We start from the raw sequence: 16,044 nt of genomic DNA, 5'->3' as shown, positions 1-16,044 counted from the left end.
CGCCGGGCGGCGACTTAAGCGTGATTCGACGCGCCGACCCGGCGCGGGGTTGCTTTCGGGGGAGCGAGGCCGCCCTACTGCTCGTTCATCGCTTCGCTGGCGATGTTGCGGCCGCGGGAGTTGAGCGCGACCTCGCGGCGGACCCGGACCTCCTCGACCACTTCGAGCTCGACGAGCCGCTCGAACGTCTCCTCGACGTCGTCGACGTCCATCCCGAGGAACGAGGGGATCTCGAACGGCGAGACGCCGGAGTACAGCGCCATCAGCACCTCCCGGTCGCGGTTAGAGAGGTCGACGTTCGTCGAGGAGCGCTCCTCGCCCTTCCGGAGCCACGACTCGACGAACCGCATGCGGCTGGGGTCGCCGGCGACGTGGGTCTCGATGCTCGTCCCCTCGTCGTCGGTGTGCGACACCTCGATGACGGGCTTTTTGTCGCCGTTGACGGTGCGCTTCGCCGCGTCGAGCCCGCTGATGTCGTCGAGGTCGAACTTCACGAACGCGCCGCGCTCCAAGGCCGCGTTGAGCCCGTTCTCGTCGATCTTCACGCGGGCCTGCTCCCACTCGGTGTCCTGAACGACGCCGCCCTCGATCGCGGGGTGTTTCGCCATCACGGTCTTCTGGTCTAAGAGCGCGCGGTAGACGTCGCGCTCGAACGGCTCGTGGTCCTTGGCGGCGACGAGCATCACCTGCTCGCCGAGGTCGAAGCTCACGTAGTTGGAGACGCGCGCGACCGACTGGTTCGCGTCGTGGCGGCCGCCGAGCCGCTCTAACTTCGACAGCGGGATCGTCCGCTTCCCGTCGTTGCCGGCGAGGATGAGCCGCCGGTTCGACAGCAGAACGCGGCCGGGCGTCCACGAGACGTCGCTCACCTTCCGGCCCTCGCGGACCGCGACCGCGAACTTCGCCTGCGTGTCGGTGATCTTGTACTCGCCCTCCTCTTGCGCCATTTACGGACCCCCCGCGCGCAGCTTCGAGACGGCCGAGAACACGCGCTTTCTGACGGCCTGGCTGTCGTCGTCCGCGTACTCTTCGAGGCGGTTGAGCGTCTCCTGCCCGCCGATCTGCCCGAGGACGAACACCGCCTTCGCGCGGGCGTCCTCCGGGTGTTCGGGCCCCAGCTTGTCGAGCAGGCGGTCCTCGACGACCGGGCCGCCGAGGCTCTTGAGGCTCGTGGCCGCGAACTGCGCGGTCTGCGGGTCGTCGTCCGCGAGCGCGTCCGCGAGCGCCTCCACCGCAGTCGCCGTATCCGGGTCCGCCACTCGGCCGAGGATCCACGCCGCGTTCCGGCGCTGGCGGGACTGCTGGCCGTCGGTGAGGATCTCGACGAGCGGCTCGACGACGGTCGCGTCGTCGGCCGCTTTCAGCTCCGAGACCACCTGGTCGCGGACCGCGTGGCTCTGCTGGGTCGGCACGTTCGAGAGCAGCTCGATCACCGAGTACACCGCCGCGTTGCGGACGACGGCGCTCTCGTCGCCGAGCGCCCGCGCGAGCGGCTCGACCGGCTCCGGCGTGCTCGCCTTGCCGAGCGCCCCGGCCGCGATCCGCCGGATCGACTCGTCGCCGTCGTCGAGCAGGTCGAGCAGCGGCGACAGCGCCTCGTCCGTGCCGATCGTCCCCAGCGCGTTCGCCGCGGCGCGGCGCACCCGCGGCTCCTCGTCGTCGAGCCGCTCGCGGAGGCCGGGGACCGCCCTGGCGTCCGCGAAGGTCCCGCAGGCCTGCGCCGCGCGAAGCCGGACGCGGGGGTCTTCGTCGTCGAGCGCGCCGACCAGGGGTTGGAGGCCGCTCGCGTCGTCGAGGCGTCCGAGCGCGTTCGCCGCCGCCATCCGGAGCTCCGGTCGGTCGGCCTTCAGCGCGCGGGCAAACTTACGCGCGGTGACCCACTCCGCCTCCGAGTCGCCCCCGCCGCCGGTGAGCTCCTCGAGGAGCTGTTCGAGCGCCGCCTCGCCGATCTCGTCGAGCGCGTCGACCGCCGCACCGCGGACCTCGGGGTCGTCGTCCGTCGTCGCCGCGCGGAGCAGCCCGTCGATCGTCGGCTGGTCGCCCTCCTCGCCGACCTCGCCGAGGAACTCGGCGGCGCGCCGCCGGACGGCCGCGCTGTCGCTACCGAGCGCGTCTCGAAGGCGCTCCGCGTTCCCGTCCCGAGCGTGCTGGTACAGCGACATCAGCGCCTCCCGAACACCCGCCGTCGCTTGTCGATCGGTTCGTAGCGATCGCTGCGGTCCGGCGGGACGCTCTCGGTCATCCCCAACACGAGGACGCCGTCCTCCGCGAGCGACGCCTCCAGCGTGTCGAAGAGGGCGGCCTTGTGGTCGACGTCGATGTAGATCAGCAGGTTCCGGCACAACACCACGTCGAAGGGGTCGCGGGCGCCGTCGCGGATCAGGTCGTGCGTCTCGAACTCGACGAGTCGGCGCGGGGCCTCCCGGACGCGGAACGTGTCCTCGTCGCGCTCGACGTAGCGGTCCGGGTCCGAGAGGGGTTCGAGCTCCTCGGCGATGTCGGTCGTCCGCGTCGTGTGATAGACGCCCTCGCGGGCGTTGTCGAGCGCCTCCTCGCTGATGTCGGAACCGAGCACCTCCACGCGCGACTCGTCGATCTCGGGGTCGTCGCAGGCCAACATCGCGACGGAGTACGGCTCGCGGCCGTCCGCCGACGGCGCGGACCAGACGCGGACCCGCCGCTGGTCCGCGGTCCGCTCGCGTAGCACGTCCCGGAGGACGTCCCACATCTCCGGGTTGCGGAAGAACTCCGTCACGTTGATCGTGAGCGCGTCCATCAGCGCCTGCCGCTCGTCGGCGTCCTCGCGGAGGATGCGCTCGTACTCGGCGTGCGACTCCGTGTCTCGCCGGCGCATCCGCGCCGTGATCCGGCGGTCGAGGTACGACTCGTTGTAGTAGCCCGGCTCGAACGGCACCGTGTCGTCGATCTGCCGGAGGACGCCCTCGAACGCCGTCTCGCCGTCGTCCGCTGACCCGCTCATAGGCTCACCACGTCGAGCACGGCCACGACGTCCCCGTCGCCGAGGACGGCCGTGCCGCTGAGGCCGGGCGTCCCCGAGAGCGGGCCGTCGAGGGGTTTGACCACCACTTCCTCTTGGTCGAGCACAGCGTCACAGTGGAGCGCGACCTGCCGCGTCTCCTCGCGGATCCGGACGAGCATGCCGTCGTCGTCGGGCCCGCCAGCGCCGTCGGGCTCGGAGCCGGGCGCCGTGGGATCGGCCGGGACAAACCCGTCGTCGCCCGGCTCGTCGGTCGCGACGCCGCCGTCGGCGGCGGGAGTCTCGTCGGCGGCCGCCTCGGCAGCGGCCGCCTCGGTAGCGGACGCCTCGGCCGCGTCAGCGTCCACCTCGCCGAGCCGCTCGTTCAGGCGGATCACCGGGTAGAGGTCGTCCTCGTGTCTGACGACCTCGTCGCCGTGGACCTCCTCGACGTCGTCGGCGCGGGCGACCTCCGCGATCGACTTGATCGGGATCCCGTACTCCGTGCCGCCGACGTCGACGAACATCACCTTCACGATGGCGACGGTGACGGGGAGCCGGAAGCGGACCGTGGTCCCCTCGCCGGGCTCGCTCTCGACGGAGACGGAGCCGTCGAGGTCGCGCGCGGTCGTCCGGACCACGTCCATCCCGACGCCGCGGCCGGAGACGTCGGTCACCTCCTCCGCGGTGGAGAAGCCGGGGTGGAAGACGAGGTCGTACACCTCGTCGTCCTCCATCGCGTCGACCGCCTCGCGGCTCTTGACGCCCTCGTCGACCGCCTTCTCGCGGAGCTGGTCGGGGTCGAGTCCGCCGCCGTCGTCCGCGACCTCGATGATCACGTGGTCGCGCTCGCGCTCGGCCGAGAGCTTGACGTGACCGGTCGGGTCCTTCCCAGCGGCCTCGCGCTCCTCGGGCGGCTCGATCCCGTGGTCGACCGCGTTCCGCAGAACGTGTACGAGCGGGTCGCGCATCTCCGTGAGGATGGTGCGGTCGAGCTCGACGTCGTCGCCCTCGATCTCGAAGTCGATCCGCTTGTCGAGGTCCCGCGAGATGTCGCGGACGAGCCGCGGGAACGAGTCGGACACCTGCGAGAACGGGATGAGCCGCATGTCCATCGCCGTGTCCTGCAGACTGGAGGCGAGCTTGTCGAGCTCGTCTAACGTGTCCGACTCGGCGTCGGCGGCTTCCAGCTCCCGCCGGAGCTTGATCCGGCTCGTCACTAACTGCTCGACGAGCCCGTACAGCTCGTCGACCTGGTCGACGTCGACGCGGATCGACTTGATCTCGTCGCCGGACTTCGACTCCGACTTCGAACCGGAATCGTCCGACTTCGAACCGGAATCGTCGCCGCCGTCGTCGGCCCGTTCGGTCTCACCGCCGATTTCCTCGTCTACGCTCTCCTCGGCCGGCTCCGCGGCCTCCGAACCGGCGCCGGCCGGCTCGTCGTCGATCGCCGCGTCGGCGGGTTCGGCGTCGTCCGACTCGGCGTCCGCGTCGCTCGACTCCGCCTCCGCACCGTCCGCGCCGTCGCCGACAGCGACCGCGGTGACCGCCTCGACCTGCGTGAGCGCCCGGAGCCCCTCGGCGACGACCTCGGGGTCGGCGCCGCCGACGAAGGCGTCGAACGACTCGTCGTACTCGCCGTCCTCTAAGGCCTCCGGCGCGGGGTCTGTCGCGTGCCCGTCGAACTGCTCGTCGAGCGCCTGGAGGACGAGCGCCGCGTCGACGCCCGGCATCTGCGCGTCGCCGATCGTCACGTCCGCGTACGCGACCGGGTCGGGGAGGTCGGCCGCGGCCGCCGGCGGCTCGGGGACCGAGACGTCGGTCGCGTCGTCCGCGTCGCCTTCGGCGTCATCTCCGGACTCGCCCGAATCGCCTTCGGCACCGCCGGCGTCTCTCTGGTCGTCCCCGTCGTCGCCGCCGTCGTCGTCTCCGTCCCCACCCCCGACGGTGCCGTGCTCCTCCATCTCGCGCAGGCGCGATTCGAGGTCGGAGGGGTCGGTCGACACCTCGCCGGTGTCGGCGATCTCCTCGACCATCGCCTCGACCGTGTCGACCCCCTCGAAGAGGAGGTCCATCAGCTCGGGCGTCACCTCCCGGTCGCCCTGCCGGACCGCGTCCAGCAGGTCCTCGAGCGCGTGCCCGAAGTCGGAGACGTCCTCGTACCCCATCGCCGCGGCGTTCCCTTTCAGGGTGTGGGCGACGCGGAACACGTCGTCCATCGCCTCGGTGTCCTCGGGGTCGGCCTCGAGGGCGAGTAAGGCGTTGTTGAGGTCGGTGATCCCGTCTTCGGCCTCGGCGACGAACGCGGCGCGGTGGGAGTCCATCAGGCCTCACCCCCCACTATCGCGCCGGCGACGTCGTCGAGGTCGTAGACGGCGTCGACCCCGCCCGTCTCGACCGCGCGCTTCGGCATCCCGTAGATGACGCAGGTGTCCTCGCTCTGCGCCAGCGTGCGCGCCCCGGCGTCGGCCATCGCGCGGATCCCCTCGGCGGCGTCCGAGCCCATCCCGGTCAACACGACGCCGACGAGCGGGTCGTCGATCACCTCGGCCGCCGAGCGCATCGTCACGTCGGCCGCGGGGGTCACCGTGTGCGAGTCGTCGTCCTCGTCGAGCCTGATCCGGAGCCGTCCCGCACGGTAGCTGTCGATGCGGGTGTGGCTGCCGCCGCGGGCGACGATCGCCTCCCCGGCGCCGATCCGCGCGCCGTCGCTGGCCTCGCGCACGTCGTACGCGGAGGCGGCGTCGAGCCGGTCCGCGAACCGCGAGGTGAACGCCTCCGGCATGTGCTGGACGACCACCACGCGACAGTCAGCCATCGGCAGCGCCGACAGCACGCGCTCGACCGCGTTCGGGCCGCCGGTCGACGCGGCGATAACGACCGTCAGCGGCCCGTCGACGTCCGCCGCGCCGGCGCCGGCGTCGCCGCCGGACTCGCTCGACCGCGACGCCGCGGCGCTCGGGTCGTCCCGCTCGCGGGTCGCGGCGTCGAGGTCGGCGTCCGCGACCGAGCGCACCGCCTCGACGAGTCGCTCCGACTCCCGCGAGACGCCGGTCGACACCTCGCCGCCGGGCTTCGCGAAGAAGTCGACCGCCCCGCGGTCCAGCGCCTCGAAGGTGACCTCCGCGCCCTCGTCGGTGTGGGCAGACAGCATCAACACCGGCGTCGGCGTCTCCTCCATCAGCCGCTCGACGGCTTCGAGCCCGCCCATCCCGGGCATCTCGACGTCCATCGTCACGACGTCGGGGCGCGTCTCGGCGACCACCGAGAGCGCCTCCTCCCCGTCCCCCGCCTCGCCGACGACCGCGACCCCGGCGTCGCTCAGGAGGTCGCCTATCAGTCCCCGCATGAACGGCGAGTCGTCGACGACCACCACCCGCGGCGACCCGTCCCGACCGCCGCGCCGATCCGTCGTCCTGCTCATGTTTCAGGGCGGGCGCAGAATCAGCATAAATCCACGGACCCAGTAATCACCCCTGATAATTCAGGGGACACGATTATTTGTCGGTTCGCCGCAGCTACGGGCATGGCAGCAACAGAGGCGGAGGCCGAACCGACCAAGGTGCTGGAGTTCGGCCTCGGCGACGGGACGTACTGTTTGGACATCGGCGTCATCGACGAGATCGTCGACGCCGGCGAGCTCACGCGGATCCCCAACTCGCCGGACCACGTCGAGGGCGTGATGGACCTCCGCGGCCGGACGACGACGATCGTCGACCCGAAGACGCTGTTCGACATCGACGAGGACGGCCCGCGCGAGCGGATCGTCGTCTTCGACGACGCCGAGATCGACGAGGGCGGGACGGTCGGCTGGATGGTCGACGAGGTGTTCCAGGTCCGCGACGTCTCGCCCGAGGACGTCGACCAGGGCACGACGGTCGAGGACGAAGGCGTCCGCGGCATCGTCAAGTCCGACGACCGGTTCGTCGTCTGGGTCTCGCCGGACGTCGACGACGCGCTCGCCGCCGAACTCGACGACGTCGAGGCCGCGGAGGCGTAGGCGGGAGGAGAAGCCGACCCCGGTTCGGCGCGAGACGCTCGCTGACCGCGTCGGTTCTCACCCGTGAGAACCGGGTGCCAACGCTTATCAGCCGTCCGACGGGTTTCCCACGTATGCGCGTCTCAAGCGGCGTCCCGGGGTTCGACGGCCTCGTCGACGGCGGGTTCCCCGAGAACCGCCTCTACGTGGTCAGCGGTCCGCCCGGGAGCGGCAAAACGACCTTCTGTTCGCAGTTCGCGGCCCAGGGCGCCCGGAACGGCGAGGACGTCCTCTACATCAGCATGCACGAGACGAAGGAGGGGATCCGCGAGGACATGAGCGGCTACGACTTCGGGTTCGACCGCGCGCTCGACTCCGACCGCGTCACCTTCCTCGACTCCTTCTCGTCGGACGGTCGGCGCTTCTTCGGCCTCCCCGGCGACCGGCGCGACCGCTCGGGCGTCACCAACCGCCTCACCGGGTTCATCAACTCCCGCGACATCGACCGCGTCGTCTTCGACTCGACGATGCTGTTGCGGTTCCTCCTCGACGACGACGAGGACACGATGATCCAGCTGCTCTCCTCGCTGAAGCGGACCGACGCCACGACGCTGCTGATATCGGAGATGACCGACCCGAGCGCCTACTCGGAGGAGCACTACCTCGCGCACGGCGTCGTCTTCATGCACAACTACCTCGAAGACGAGGGGATGCAGCGCGGGGTTCAGGTGCTGAAGATGCGGGGGACGAACGTCGACACCGACATCCAAGACGTGGAGTTCACCGACGGCGGGCTCCGCGTCGGTTCGGCCGCGACGGTGACGCACTGATGTACGACCGCACGTTCGGCACGGAGTGGGACGACCTCACCCGCGAGGAGGCCGTCGAGCGCGCCTTCGCGCTGGGCGTCGCGGCCGGCGTCGACAGCGAGCGCCCGGATGAGCTCGGCCGGGTGCTGGAGGCGTTCCCGGGGAGCTACGACCGGAGCATCGTGGAGCTGGCGTACGACGAGGGGCGGACGAAGGCGCTGGAGGCGAAGGCGGAGCGAGACGACCCCGACGACGAGGCGGTCTGGCGCTCGCTCGTCGACGGCGCCGGCGAGCCGCGCGAGTCGCCGGTCCCCGCCGCGCTCCCCGGTGCGATACGCGAGCTGACACTCACCGACGGGCCGCGGGAGGGGCCGCCGTCGTCGCTCGACCTCCCTTCCATGCTCCGAAAGTGATCCCTCGGAAGGGTTTTACCCGACACTCTCTCACGTTTTCACCATGACCGCGCTTCCCGACGCTGTCCGCGGTGCCGACAGCGTCCTCATCAGCGGTCCCCCGATGAGCGGGAAGTACGACCTGTTCAACCGGCTGCTCGCGGCGTGGTCCGACGGCCCGGTCGTCATCTCGACGGGCCGGACCGCGGAGAAGGTCCGCGCCGACTACGAGGAGTTGACGGGCGGCGACGGCGACGACGTCGTCGTCATCGACTGCGTCACCCACGAGCAGGGCGACAAGCGCGAGGACACGCCGACGACGAAGTACGTCGCCAGCGCGGGCAACCTCACCGACATCGGGATCAAGTTCACCGACGTCGTCGAGTCCTCCGCCGGGCGCGACCGCGCGGTCGGCGTCTACTCGCTCTCGCAGCTGCTGATGTACTGGGATCCCGAGCGCATCTACCGGTTCACCCGCGTGATGACCTCCCAGACCTCCGGCGAGGGGTGGCCGTTCGTCGGCGTCGTCGGCTCGACCGCCCACGACGAGCAGGTCGTCCACACCCTCCACGAGCCGTTCGAGCTCGTCGTCGAGACGCGCGTCGACGACGACGACAGGGAGTTCCGGGTCCGCGGCCGCGTCGGCCAGCCCTCCGACTGGCAGTCGTTCTGAGTCGATTTCGGCGGCGACGCGGGAGCCGAACCCCTCACCCGACTAATTCGAACTCCGCGCCGATCGGCGGCGCGTCGACGAGCCCCCAGTAGACGAACCGGTAGGTCCCGGGACCGAGCGGCGGGCAGACCGACAGGTCGACGCTGTCGACGGCGTCGGCGACCCCCGACTCGGTCAGCGTGATATCCCAGGAGTACGCCGAGCTCGTGTCCAGCGACGACTCGCTCCGCGGTAGCTCGACCGCCTCGCCCGTCGTCGAGCCGCGGACGTCGAGCCACCCCTCGCCCGTCTCGCGCTGGAGCGAGTACGCGGCCTCGCCGAGCGTGGGGGTCGGGGCGTCGCCGGTGTTGCGGAGGACGAGCCGGAGCGACTGGCCGTACGTCTCGGTCGTCCCCTCGGTGGAGAGCTCCACGGTCGTCTCCGCCGTCTCGACGAGGGTCTCGGTGACCGACGCCTCGAACGGCCGATCGAGGCGGACGAACTCCTCGTCCTCGCAGGTCAGCGTCGCCGGCGTCCCCTCGGGGCCCTGCGGCCCGTCGCCCGCGGCGAAGTCGAGGCAGCCCGCCGTCGCGACCGAGAGGGCGAGCGCGCCCCCGGCGAGCGCGTCGCGTCGCGTGTGGTCCATACGGGGCGAACGGGCGCCACCGGCATGAACCGCACGCGTCGTCGCGGGCCCGGCGCGAGCGTGTCCCTCCGCCGACACGTCGCCAAGCGGTTCGGAACCGCTTTCCCCTCGGCGGGCGGATGGTCTCCCATGGAGCTGTTCGGATCGAGCGGCATCCGTGGGGTCGCGCTGCGGTACCTCACGCCCGCGCTCGTCCTCGACATCGCGAAGGCGGCGGGGACGGTGTGGGACGCCGACCGCGTCGCCGTCGCGCGCGACACGCGGACCACCGGCGAGCTGTTCGCCAACGCGGCCGCGAGCGGGCTCGCCGCGGTCGGCTGCGACGTCGACCGGCTCGGCGTCGTCCCCACGCCCGCGGTCGGCAACTACTGCGAGTCGGCGGGCGTGCCCGCCGTCCTCGTCACCGCCTCGCACAACCCGCCGGAGTTCAACGGGATCAAGCTCGTCGGCGACGACGGCGTCGAGCTCTCTGTCGACGTGTTAGAGCGGATCGAGCGGCGCGTCCTCGACGACGAGTACGACCACGCTGACTGGCGGGCGGCGGGCGCGACGACGCCGGTCGAGGGCGCCGTCGACGACTACGTCGACCAGCTGATCGACGCGGTCGACCGCGAGGCGATCGCCGACGCCGACCTCACGGTCGCGGTCGACCCCGGTCACGGCGCGGCCTCGGTCGCGTCGCCTCGGATCTACCGCGAGCTCGGCTGCGAGGTGCTGACCGTCAACGCGACGCCCGACGGCCACTTCCCGGGCCGCGACTCCGAGCCGGTCCCGGAGAACCTCGGGGACCTCTCGCGGCTGGTCGCGACCTCCGACGCCGACGTGGGAATCGCGCACGACGGCGACGCGGACCGCGCGGTCTTCGTCGACGAGGACGGCGAGTTCGTCGACGGCGACACCTCCTTCGCGGCGCTGGCGGACGCCTGTCTCGAACCGGGCGACGCGGTCGTCAGCGCGGTCAACGTCTCCCAGCGGCTCGTCGACGTCTGCGCCGACAACGACGCCGACCTCGAACTGACGCCCATCGGCGCGACGAACATCATCACCCGCACCCGCGAGCTCCACGAGGAGGGGGTCAACGTCCCGGTCGCGGGCGAGGGCAACGGCGGCGTCTTCTTCCCGCCGTACCGGCTCTCGCGGGACGGCGCATACATCGGCGCGCGGTTCCTCGAACTGCTCGCCGACGCCGACGGCGCGCCCGTCAGCGAGGTCGTCGCGCCGTACAGCGACTACCACTTCGTGCGGGCGAACGTGGAGTACGAGGGCGACGACGAGCGCGACGAGCTGCTCTCGGCCGCCCGCGCGTACGTCGAGACCGCCGACGCGGAGCCGAACACGACCGACGGCTACCGCCTCGACTACGGCGACGCGTGGGTGCTCGTCCGCCCCTCCGGCACCGAGCCGAAGATCCGGATCTACGCCGAGTCCGCCGACGCCGAGCGCGCCGAGCGGCTCGCCCAAGACATGCGCGTCGCCGTCGAGAGCGGGCGATAGCGGCGACCCATTTATAAATAAACGCAGTGGCGCGTGCCTCGGAGCGCCCCGCGGGCGCGAGGAGCACGCGCGAGGGAGTCGGTCGCCGAGCGAAGCGACGGCGACCGACGAGGTTGGGGAGGTGAGAGGTGCGGTGCTGTGCGGTGTGGGGTGGGACTCAAAGGGGCAGCCGGGAGGCGGGCGCAGGCGACGCAAGCACCGCAGGGAGCGAACGAAGTGAGCGACCGAGGAGCGCAGCGAGCGTGCGCCCGCCTCCCGGCTGGGGCTTTGGCGGTGTTCTCTGTCGATCCACAGTTAGCCGTTTATAAGCGAATGGCTGTGGCTTTGGCGGCGTTCACCGGCGATCCGACTCAGTCATTTATAAACAAACAGCGAATTCGACGATGCTCTCGGCGTGTCCGGTTCGAATGCCGGCGCATCAACTCGACTCGCTCGGCGGGCAGCACAAAACTGACAGAAACCCGACCAGTACCGGTGCTAATATATTAACTCGCTGTGTAGTAACTATCAGAATGACCACCGCAAAGGCTAACACCTCGTCGTCCCTCGCCCAGACCGACCCGGACCCGTCGCCCGAACTGCTGAACGCGCTCGAAAGCGACACGGAGACGGTCACCGGCGCTATCGCCGCCGGAACCGTGACCCTAGAGGAAGTCGCTCAGTTCGTCCGGCGCGCGGAGCGCGGCGAGATCGACATCGAGGCGAACCTCGACGCGGTCGTCCGGATCGTCCACGCGCTGTTGTGCGACGAGCCGAGCTGGGCGAACATGGAGCCGGCCGGCTCGCCGGTTCGGGCCTGACGCCGCCGCGACCGAAGCGAGTCTGCCGTCTCTCCGTTCTCTCTCACCCTTCCCGTCTTTTCCGGCCCTCTCTTTTCCGTCTCCTCGCTCTCCGTTCTTCGCGGTCTCCCCGACTCTCGTTCGAGCCGGCGCCGCGTCGCCCCGCCGCCGATTACCGATTCAGCGCCGCGAGCGCCTCGGCCGCCTCGCGGGCCGCTTCGAGGTGGTCTCGGGCGCGCCGCGGGTCATCGGTCTCCTCGGCCGCCCGAGCGAACCGCGTCAGCGTCCGCGTCAGTGACGCGCGGGCGGCGTCAACGCCCTCGGCGTCGGCGGCCGACCGCGACGGGACCGACTGCTGCGGCGCGGACCGCTGCGGCGACGACGTCCGTGGCGACGCCGAGTCCTCCGAGCGCGCCGACTCCTGCGAGGGCGCCGGCTCCTGCGACGGTGTCGATCCCTGCGGGGCCGCGGTTGACGGGGGCGACTGCGACCGGACCGGTTCGTTCGCGCCGGCGTCGACCGCGCCGTTGTCGGCCGCGGCGTCGACGCTCTCGGCGTCCGCGTCAGCCGATGTTCCGGACTCGACGGCGGGAGCGTCGCCCACGTCGGCCGAAGTCCCGTCCGCCTCGGCCGAATTCCCACTTACCTCGGCCGGAGCCTCGTCCGCCTCGGCCGCGCCCCCGGCCTCGTTCCCGCAGGTGGGACAGAACTCGCGGCCGTCGTACCGGAAGATGGGGTCGCCGCACTCCCCGCAGTGGCGGTTCGTCATCGTCGCGCCCTTCAGGAGGAGTTCAGACATCTGTTGGGTGTGCTCGCGCTTCTTCTCGTCGTCCGCGAACTTCTCGCGGAGCTTCTCTCGTTCCGCCTCCTTGTCGAAGCCGTCGCTCATGGACGGACGAACGTGGTTCGCGGGCAAAAGTCCGGTGGGCTCGGGACGGGCGCGTCCGCGGTGCGAGCCGGCCGCGGCGCGGGAGCGCGGCCGCAACGAGAGCCGAGCGGCTACTCCTCGGTGACCGTGCGGTCCTCGTCCGGGTCGAGCTCGCCGCGGTGGATCTTCGCGCCGTCCTGCGCGACCTGTCGCCCCAACACCGCGCACTTGACGCGCATCGGCGAGATGTCGACGCCGAGCATTTCGGTGACGTCGTCGGTGTCGAGCGCGTCGAGCTCGTCGACGGGCATCCCGTGGAGCCGCTCGGAGAGCATGCTCGCGGAGGCCATCGAGATGGCGCAGCCGTCCCCGGTGAACCGCACCGCCTCGACCGTCTCCTCGTCGTCGTCGAGTTGGACGTCCATCCGGATCGTGTCGCCGCAGGAGGGGTTCTCGCCGACGTGCGTGAAGTCCGGATCCTCGAGTTCCCCGTAGTTGCGCGGGTTTTTGTAGTGGTCGAGGATCTGCTGTCGGTACATGTCCGAGCCCAGTCCCATATCGGACACAGATACGCCGGTCCGGCTCAAAAGGGTTCCGTCGAGGGGGGATCGTTTATAAATCAGACCACAGGATGCGGCGGCGCGTGCCTGCGAGCGGTCGCCCTCGGCGACCGCGAGGAGCACGCGCGAGGGAGGCGGCGGTCCGGCGCGGCTCCGCCCGCGCCGGGCCGTCCGCCGAGGCTGGGGAGGCGCGAGGCGCTGTGCGGTGCTATCGGGCGGGACTCGAAGGGGCAGTCCGCGTGGCTTAGGGGTTTATAATAGGGTGTCATAGAAGATTTACCACGACATTCATTTCGTGGATTCACAGCTGAATCAGCCGATAGAATGCGCTTGCGTATTGACCGAAAGGGTATAATCGTAGAGACTAAACAAAAAGTATGAAGCGGTCATTTAGACGCGACACGATTATTTTCATCAGTTTATCTGTGACGGGTCTCATAGCTGTCGGGACTCTTGGGGCAGTTTTGTTCGGACGTACGCCCTCTGTGTTTCTTCTTGGCAAATTTACTGACCCTGTCTGGCTATTCAGCTGTGTGTTTCTGATGGCGATATGGATTTGGATGTACCCAAGATTACAAAGGAACCAAGATAGACAAACAAACTAATTCACCGCTGGTTTGTTACCTACTCAACCTTTACTGATCAGATTGGCAGTATAAGCCAGACTATTTCGGTGGAAGGGCGTCATCATATTCGTCGTCAAGGATTTCGGAACAATCAACGGGAATACTGGTCCACGCGTTCTTCACAACCTCGTACCCAGTCCACCCTTCCGTTTGAATCATCCTCACGGTTGCCTCGCAGAATTCAGGCTTTTCGATGAGGTCGTTGTCAAGCAGGATGTAGAGGAGATACGGTGGCCCCACAACGTCAATGTCGTACCCGTTGTTATCGATGAGACGCCGAATTGACCGTCTCGCAGCTGAGTCAAGAATCGATACGATCTGATACGATGAACCGTATTCAGAAAGTTCCTGCTTGAGCGATTGCTCGCCTGCATCTGGTCCATGCGGGCGGGGAACGACAGTGACGCACGACCACGGCGACGAATCCTCGTCTAGATGTTCAAGAACACGTTGGCTCCCTCGTTTCAAGTAGTACTCACGGCTGCCCTCAGGCGGGTATTTGTTCGAGTTGACGTGGTTTTGAAGTTCGTGCTTGCAGACGTTTGTCGTTGTAAGGTGAATCGCGTCTTTCAGTCGTTTCCACTGAGTGGTGTTCGCAACTGCGATCAAGGAACTCGTATCAGCCAGTATCGGATAGCGAGCCTCACTCGCCATCGCTGCCCGTCAAGAATTCAGACGTGTCTCGTTCCATAGCTGACTCGAACGACTCTTTCTCCTCTTCCATCCTATCGAGTTTCTCACCGAGAAGGACATGGGCCACGTCCTCGCCGATCTCATCACGACTGTATCGTTCGTACACCGCAATCTTGTCCTGTTCATCCAATGACTGTCGGAGCATTTCGACCAGGCCGACGCGGGCGAGTTCGCTCACGTTGACGCCACCGATGTGGATCTCATCGAGGAGCTCCGCGGCCTCTTTTTCGGCTCCGGCACGGAACTGAATCGTCTTGTCGTAGCTTGATCCGCTCATACATTGATGTTCGACGTGGAGAGGCATATATGTTATGACGCGTACTTACTTGTCATTACAAGTGGCCAAGAACGTAGCACTACCAGACAGGTCACCCTCTCTCAAGGGGGTACGATATGAGTTAGGAACCGTGCAGATGGGTTTAATCGGCTCTGTTGAAATCCTATTCTTCAGACATATTCTCGTCTGAAACGGGCAGTCGCTGAAGAGTGCCTATCTAGCATCATCGTCTTCGTCAACCCATGCTCCGATGAGTGTCTCCTCACCCTCCTGCCGCCATAGGATTTCCACAACGTTCGTTTCCCACAAGAGTTGGAGCCGTATTTCATCGCCATCAATCGTGTCGCTTGGCTCCATCTCATCATCTAACTCAGACCATGCGATGGTGTCTGTCTCTCGGGACTCCCAATCAACAACAACCTCGCGGAAGTACACATCACCCGCTTGCAGGCTCTCCTGGCCACCCGTATGCTGAACATCTAATCTATCAGCCACATGGTCAGCACCCTGAAACTCAAAAGAAAAACAGGCGACCTCGTCGCACCTCGTTATCTCATAGTAACCAAGAGCCCCGAATCCGACCGTTGCCGCACCGCCCAAGAGAATGGCTCGCCGCTTCAACGACATACCCGAAACCACATAGTAGTGATAATAGGCTTTTTGACTATTTGTCCTTGTTCCGGTGATTCACTTGAGCTGGGCGTCGTTGGTAATTGCACCACCTGTACTAAGCGATTCCTGTGTAGGTGTGAGAAGACTTCTATGACACCATCGTTTATAAATAGAATCGTCGTACGGCCGAGTGGCCGGGACTTCGGTGGTCGTCGTCGCCACACCGAACTCTCGAGACGATCTCGAACCGACGAATCGCTCTCGCTCAGGCCGCGTGTTCGTCGATCCACGCCGTCAGCTCGTCGCCCGGGATGAACCCCTCGGCGCGGCGCGCGACCGGCTCACCGTCGACGAAGAGGACGAACAGCGGGACGCTCCGCACGTCGAACCGCTCGACCAACGGCGGGTCGTCGCGGGGGTTCACGGTGCCGACCGCCAGATCGGCGTCGGCGCCGCGGGCCACGTTTCCGATCACCGGCTCCATGCTCGCGCAGATGCCGCAGCCGTCCGTGTAGAACTCCACGAGCGCGACGTCCGCGTCGGCGACGAAGGCGTCGAGGTCGTCCTCGTCCGACAGCGAGACCGGGCGGTTCGCGCCGGACGATCCGCCGTCTGCCGTCTCGGCCTCGCTCGATACAGTATTGGAATTCATACGCATTATTGTCGCCGAAGGGTAA

At 68.1% G+C, this 16,044-nt stretch carries 18 protein-coding genes; 6 read left to right on the top strand and 12 right to left on the bottom strand.

Going from position 1 to position 16,044, the window contains the following annotated elements:
- Positions 1 to 74: 74 nt before the first annotated feature.
- The 5 genes from B378_RS0111615 to cheB are packed head-to-tail and all read right to left on the bottom strand — an operon-like array spanning position 75 to position 6,404.
- On the bottom strand, positions 75 to 947 hold the full coding sequence (locus B378_RS0111615; RefSeq protein WP_017343951.1) for a CheF family chemotaxis protein: 873 nt from the start codon (positions 945 to 947) through the stop codon (positions 75 to 77).
- The gene (locus B378_RS0111610; RefSeq protein WP_017343950.1) at positions 948 to 2,162 is read right to left on the bottom strand and encodes a HEAT repeat domain-containing protein; all 1,215 of its coding nucleotides are present in this window, start codon (positions 2,160 to 2,162) and stop codon (positions 948 to 950) included.
- Positions 2,162 to 2,980: a protein-glutamate O-methyltransferase CheR gene (locus B378_RS0111605; RefSeq protein WP_017343949.1), complete on the bottom strand. Its 819-nt coding sequence runs from the start codon at positions 2,978 to 2,980 to the stop codon at positions 2,162 to 2,164. The genes B378_RS0111610 and B378_RS0111605 overlap by 1 nt, the downstream gene beginning before the upstream one ends.
- On the bottom strand, positions 2,977 to 5,304 hold the full coding sequence (locus B378_RS0111600) for a chemotaxis protein CheA (RefSeq protein ID WP_017343948.1): 2,328 nt from the start codon (positions 5,302 to 5,304) through the stop codon (positions 2,977 to 2,979). Before B378_RS0111600 ends, B378_RS0111605 begins: the two co-directional genes overlap by 4 nt.
- A complete protein-coding gene (gene cheB / locus B378_RS0111595; RefSeq protein ID WP_017343947.1) occupies positions 5,304 to 6,404 on the bottom strand; it encodes a chemotaxis-specific protein-glutamate methyltransferase CheB in 1,101 nt (366 codons plus the stop codon). Before cheB ends, B378_RS0111600 begins: the two co-directional genes overlap by 1 nt.
- Before the next feature lie 102 nt (positions 6,405 to 6,506).
- Here cheB and B378_RS0111590 point away from each other — a divergent pair, with 102 nt between their 5' ends.
- The 4 genes from B378_RS0111590 to B378_RS0111575 all read left to right on the top strand — a co-directional run bounded on the left by B378_RS0111590 (position 6,507) and on the right by B378_RS0111575 (position 8,833).
- Positions 6,507 to 6,980, top strand: coding sequence for a chemotaxis protein CheW (locus B378_RS0111590; RefSeq protein WP_017343946.1), 474 nt, complete (start codon positions 6,507 to 6,509; stop codon positions 6,978 to 6,980).
- Positions 6,981 to 7,093: 113 nt separating this feature from the next.
- Complete coding sequence (locus B378_RS0111585) at positions 7,094 to 7,789, top strand: RAD55 family ATPase (RefSeq protein WP_017343945.1); 696 nt, start codon at positions 7,094 to 7,096, stop codon at positions 7,787 to 7,789.
- Positions 7,789 to 8,181, top strand: coding sequence for a hypothetical protein (locus B378_RS0111580; protein WP_017343944.1), 393 nt, complete (start codon positions 7,789 to 7,791; stop codon positions 8,179 to 8,181). Before B378_RS0111585 ends, B378_RS0111580 begins: the two co-directional genes overlap by 1 nt.
- Positions 8,182 to 8,224: 43 nt before the next feature.
- Complete coding sequence (locus B378_RS0111575) at positions 8,225 to 8,833, top strand: hypothetical protein (RefSeq protein ID WP_017343943.1); 609 nt, start codon at positions 8,225 to 8,227, stop codon at positions 8,831 to 8,833.
- A 34-nt stretch (positions 8,834 to 8,867) separates the two neighbouring features.
- Here the strand turns inward: B378_RS0111575 and B378_RS0111570 are convergent, their stop codons facing one another.
- Positions 8,868 to 9,458 carry a DUF6517 family protein gene (locus B378_RS0111570; protein ID WP_017343942.1) on the bottom strand — a complete coding sequence of 197 codons (591 nt, stop codon included), beginning with the start codon at positions 9,456 to 9,458 and terminating at the stop codon, positions 8,868 to 8,870.
- A gap of 129 nt (positions 9,459 to 9,587) precedes the next feature.
- Between B378_RS0111570 and glmM the strand changes: the two genes are divergently transcribed.
- Positions 9,588 to 10,952, top strand: coding sequence for a phosphoglucosamine mutase (gene glmM / locus B378_RS0111565; protein WP_017343941.1), 1,365 nt, complete (start codon positions 9,588 to 9,590; stop codon positions 10,950 to 10,952).
- Positions 10,953 to 11,464: 512 nt separating this feature from the next.
- Positions 11,465 to 11,752: a hypothetical protein gene (locus B378_RS0111560; protein ID WP_017343940.1), complete on the top strand. Its 288-nt coding sequence runs from the start codon at positions 11,465 to 11,467 to the stop codon at positions 11,750 to 11,752.
- A gap of 151 nt (positions 11,753 to 11,903) precedes the next feature.
- Here B378_RS0111560 and B378_RS0111555 read toward each other — a convergent pair whose 3' ends face one another.
- From B378_RS0111555 to B378_RS0111530, 6 genes are all read right to left on the bottom strand, one after another.
- Positions 11,904 to 12,620: an Sjogren's syndrome/scleroderma autoantigen 1 family protein gene (locus tag B378_RS0111555; RefSeq protein WP_017343939.1), complete on the bottom strand. Its 717-nt coding sequence runs from the start codon at positions 12,618 to 12,620 to the stop codon at positions 11,904 to 11,906.
- 110 nt (positions 12,621 to 12,730) lie between these two features.
- On the bottom strand, positions 12,731 to 13,156 hold the full coding sequence (gene sufU, locus B378_RS0111550; RefSeq protein WP_017343938.1) for a Fe-S cluster assembly sulfur transfer protein SufU: 426 nt from the start codon (positions 13,154 to 13,156) through the stop codon (positions 12,731 to 12,733).
- Positions 13,157 to 13,824: 668 nt separating this feature from the next.
- Positions 13,825 to 14,439 carry a hypothetical protein gene (locus B378_RS15915; protein ID WP_044965846.1) on the bottom strand — a complete coding sequence of 205 codons (615 nt, stop codon included), beginning with the start codon at positions 14,437 to 14,439 and terminating at the stop codon, positions 13,825 to 13,827.
- A complete protein-coding gene (locus tag B378_RS0111540; protein WP_017343936.1) occupies positions 14,429 to 14,755 on the bottom strand; it encodes a hypothetical protein in 327 nt (108 codons plus the stop codon). Before B378_RS0111540 ends, B378_RS15915 begins: the two co-directional genes overlap by 11 nt.
- Positions 14,756 to 14,968: 213 nt before the next feature.
- Entirely contained in the window at positions 14,969 to 15,382 is a 414-nt protein-coding gene (locus tag B378_RS0111535) for a hypothetical protein (RefSeq protein WP_017343935.1), read from the bottom strand.
- Between the two features lie 250 nt (positions 15,383 to 15,632).
- On the bottom strand, positions 15,633 to 16,019 hold the full coding sequence (locus tag B378_RS0111530) for a co-chaperone YbbN (protein WP_017343934.1): 387 nt from the start codon (positions 16,017 to 16,019) through the stop codon (positions 15,633 to 15,635).
- Between the last annotated feature and the right edge of the window lie 25 nt (positions 16,020 to 16,044).

Origin of the sequence: Halorubrum sp. T3 (genome assembly GCF_000296615.1) — an archaeon.
In the GTDB taxonomy this organism is placed as follows: domain Archaea; phylum Halobacteriota; class Halobacteria; order Halobacteriales; family Haloferacaceae; genus Halorubrum; species Halorubrum ruber.
This window is presented reverse-complemented; position numbering and strand designations above follow the sequence as displayed.

Bases quoted from the DNA above. Each gene is read 5' to 3' on its own strand.
- B378_RS0111615 (WP_017343951.1), bottom strand. From the start codon at position 947: ATGGCGCAAGAGGAGGGCGAGTACAAGATCACCGACACGCAGGCGAAG.
- B378_RS0111610 (WP_017343950.1), bottom strand. From the start codon at position 2,162: ATGTCGCTGTACCAGCACGCTCGGGACGGGAACGCGGAGCGCCTTCGA.
- B378_RS0111605 (WP_017343949.1), bottom strand. From the start codon at position 2,980: ATGAGCGGGTCAGCGGACGACGGCGAGACGGCGTTCGAGGGCGTCCTC.
- B378_RS0111600 (WP_017343948.1), bottom strand. From the start codon at position 5,304: ATGGACTCCCACCGCGCCGCGTTCGTCGCCGAGGCCGAAGACGGGATC.
- cheB (WP_017343947.1), bottom strand. From the start codon at position 6,404: ATGAGCAGGACGACGGATCGGCGCGGCGGTCGGGACGGGTCGCCGCGG.
- B378_RS0111590 (WP_017343946.1), top strand. From the start codon at position 6,507: ATGGCAGCAACAGAGGCGGAGGCCGAACCGACCAAGGTGCTGGAGTTC.
- B378_RS0111585 (WP_017343945.1), top strand. From the start codon at position 7,094: ATGCGCGTCTCAAGCGGCGTCCCGGGGTTCGACGGCCTCGTCGACGGC.
- B378_RS0111580 (WP_017343944.1), top strand. From the start codon at position 7,789: ATGTACGACCGCACGTTCGGCACGGAGTGGGACGACCTCACCCGCGAG.
- B378_RS0111575 (WP_017343943.1), top strand. From the start codon at position 8,225: ATGACCGCGCTTCCCGACGCTGTCCGCGGTGCCGACAGCGTCCTCATC.
- B378_RS0111570 (WP_017343942.1), bottom strand. From the start codon at position 9,458: ATGGACCACACGCGACGCGACGCGCTCGCCGGGGGCGCGCTCGCCCTC.
- glmM (WP_017343941.1), top strand. From the start codon at position 9,588: ATGGAGCTGTTCGGATCGAGCGGCATCCGTGGGGTCGCGCTGCGGTAC.
- B378_RS0111560 (WP_017343940.1), top strand. From the start codon at position 11,465: ATGACCACCGCAAAGGCTAACACCTCGTCGTCCCTCGCCCAGACCGAC.
- B378_RS0111555 (WP_017343939.1), bottom strand. From the start codon at position 12,620: ATGAGCGACGGCTTCGACAAGGAGGCGGAACGAGAGAAGCTCCGCGAG.
- sufU (WP_017343938.1), bottom strand. From the start codon at position 13,156: ATGGGACTGGGCTCGGACATGTACCGACAGCAGATCCTCGACCACTAC.
- B378_RS15915 (WP_044965846.1), bottom strand. From the start codon at position 14,439: ATGGCGAGTGAGGCTCGCTATCCGATACTGGCTGATACGAGTTCCTTG.
- B378_RS0111540 (WP_017343936.1), bottom strand. From the start codon at position 14,755: ATGAGCGGATCAAGCTACGACAAGACGATTCAGTTCCGTGCCGGAGCC.
- B378_RS0111535 (WP_017343935.1), bottom strand. From the start codon at position 15,382: ATGTCGTTGAAGCGGCGAGCCATTCTCTTGGGCGGTGCGGCAACGGTC.
- B378_RS0111530 (WP_017343934.1), bottom strand. From the start codon at position 16,019: ATGAATTCCAATACTGTATCGAGCGAGGCCGAGACGGCAGACGGCGGA.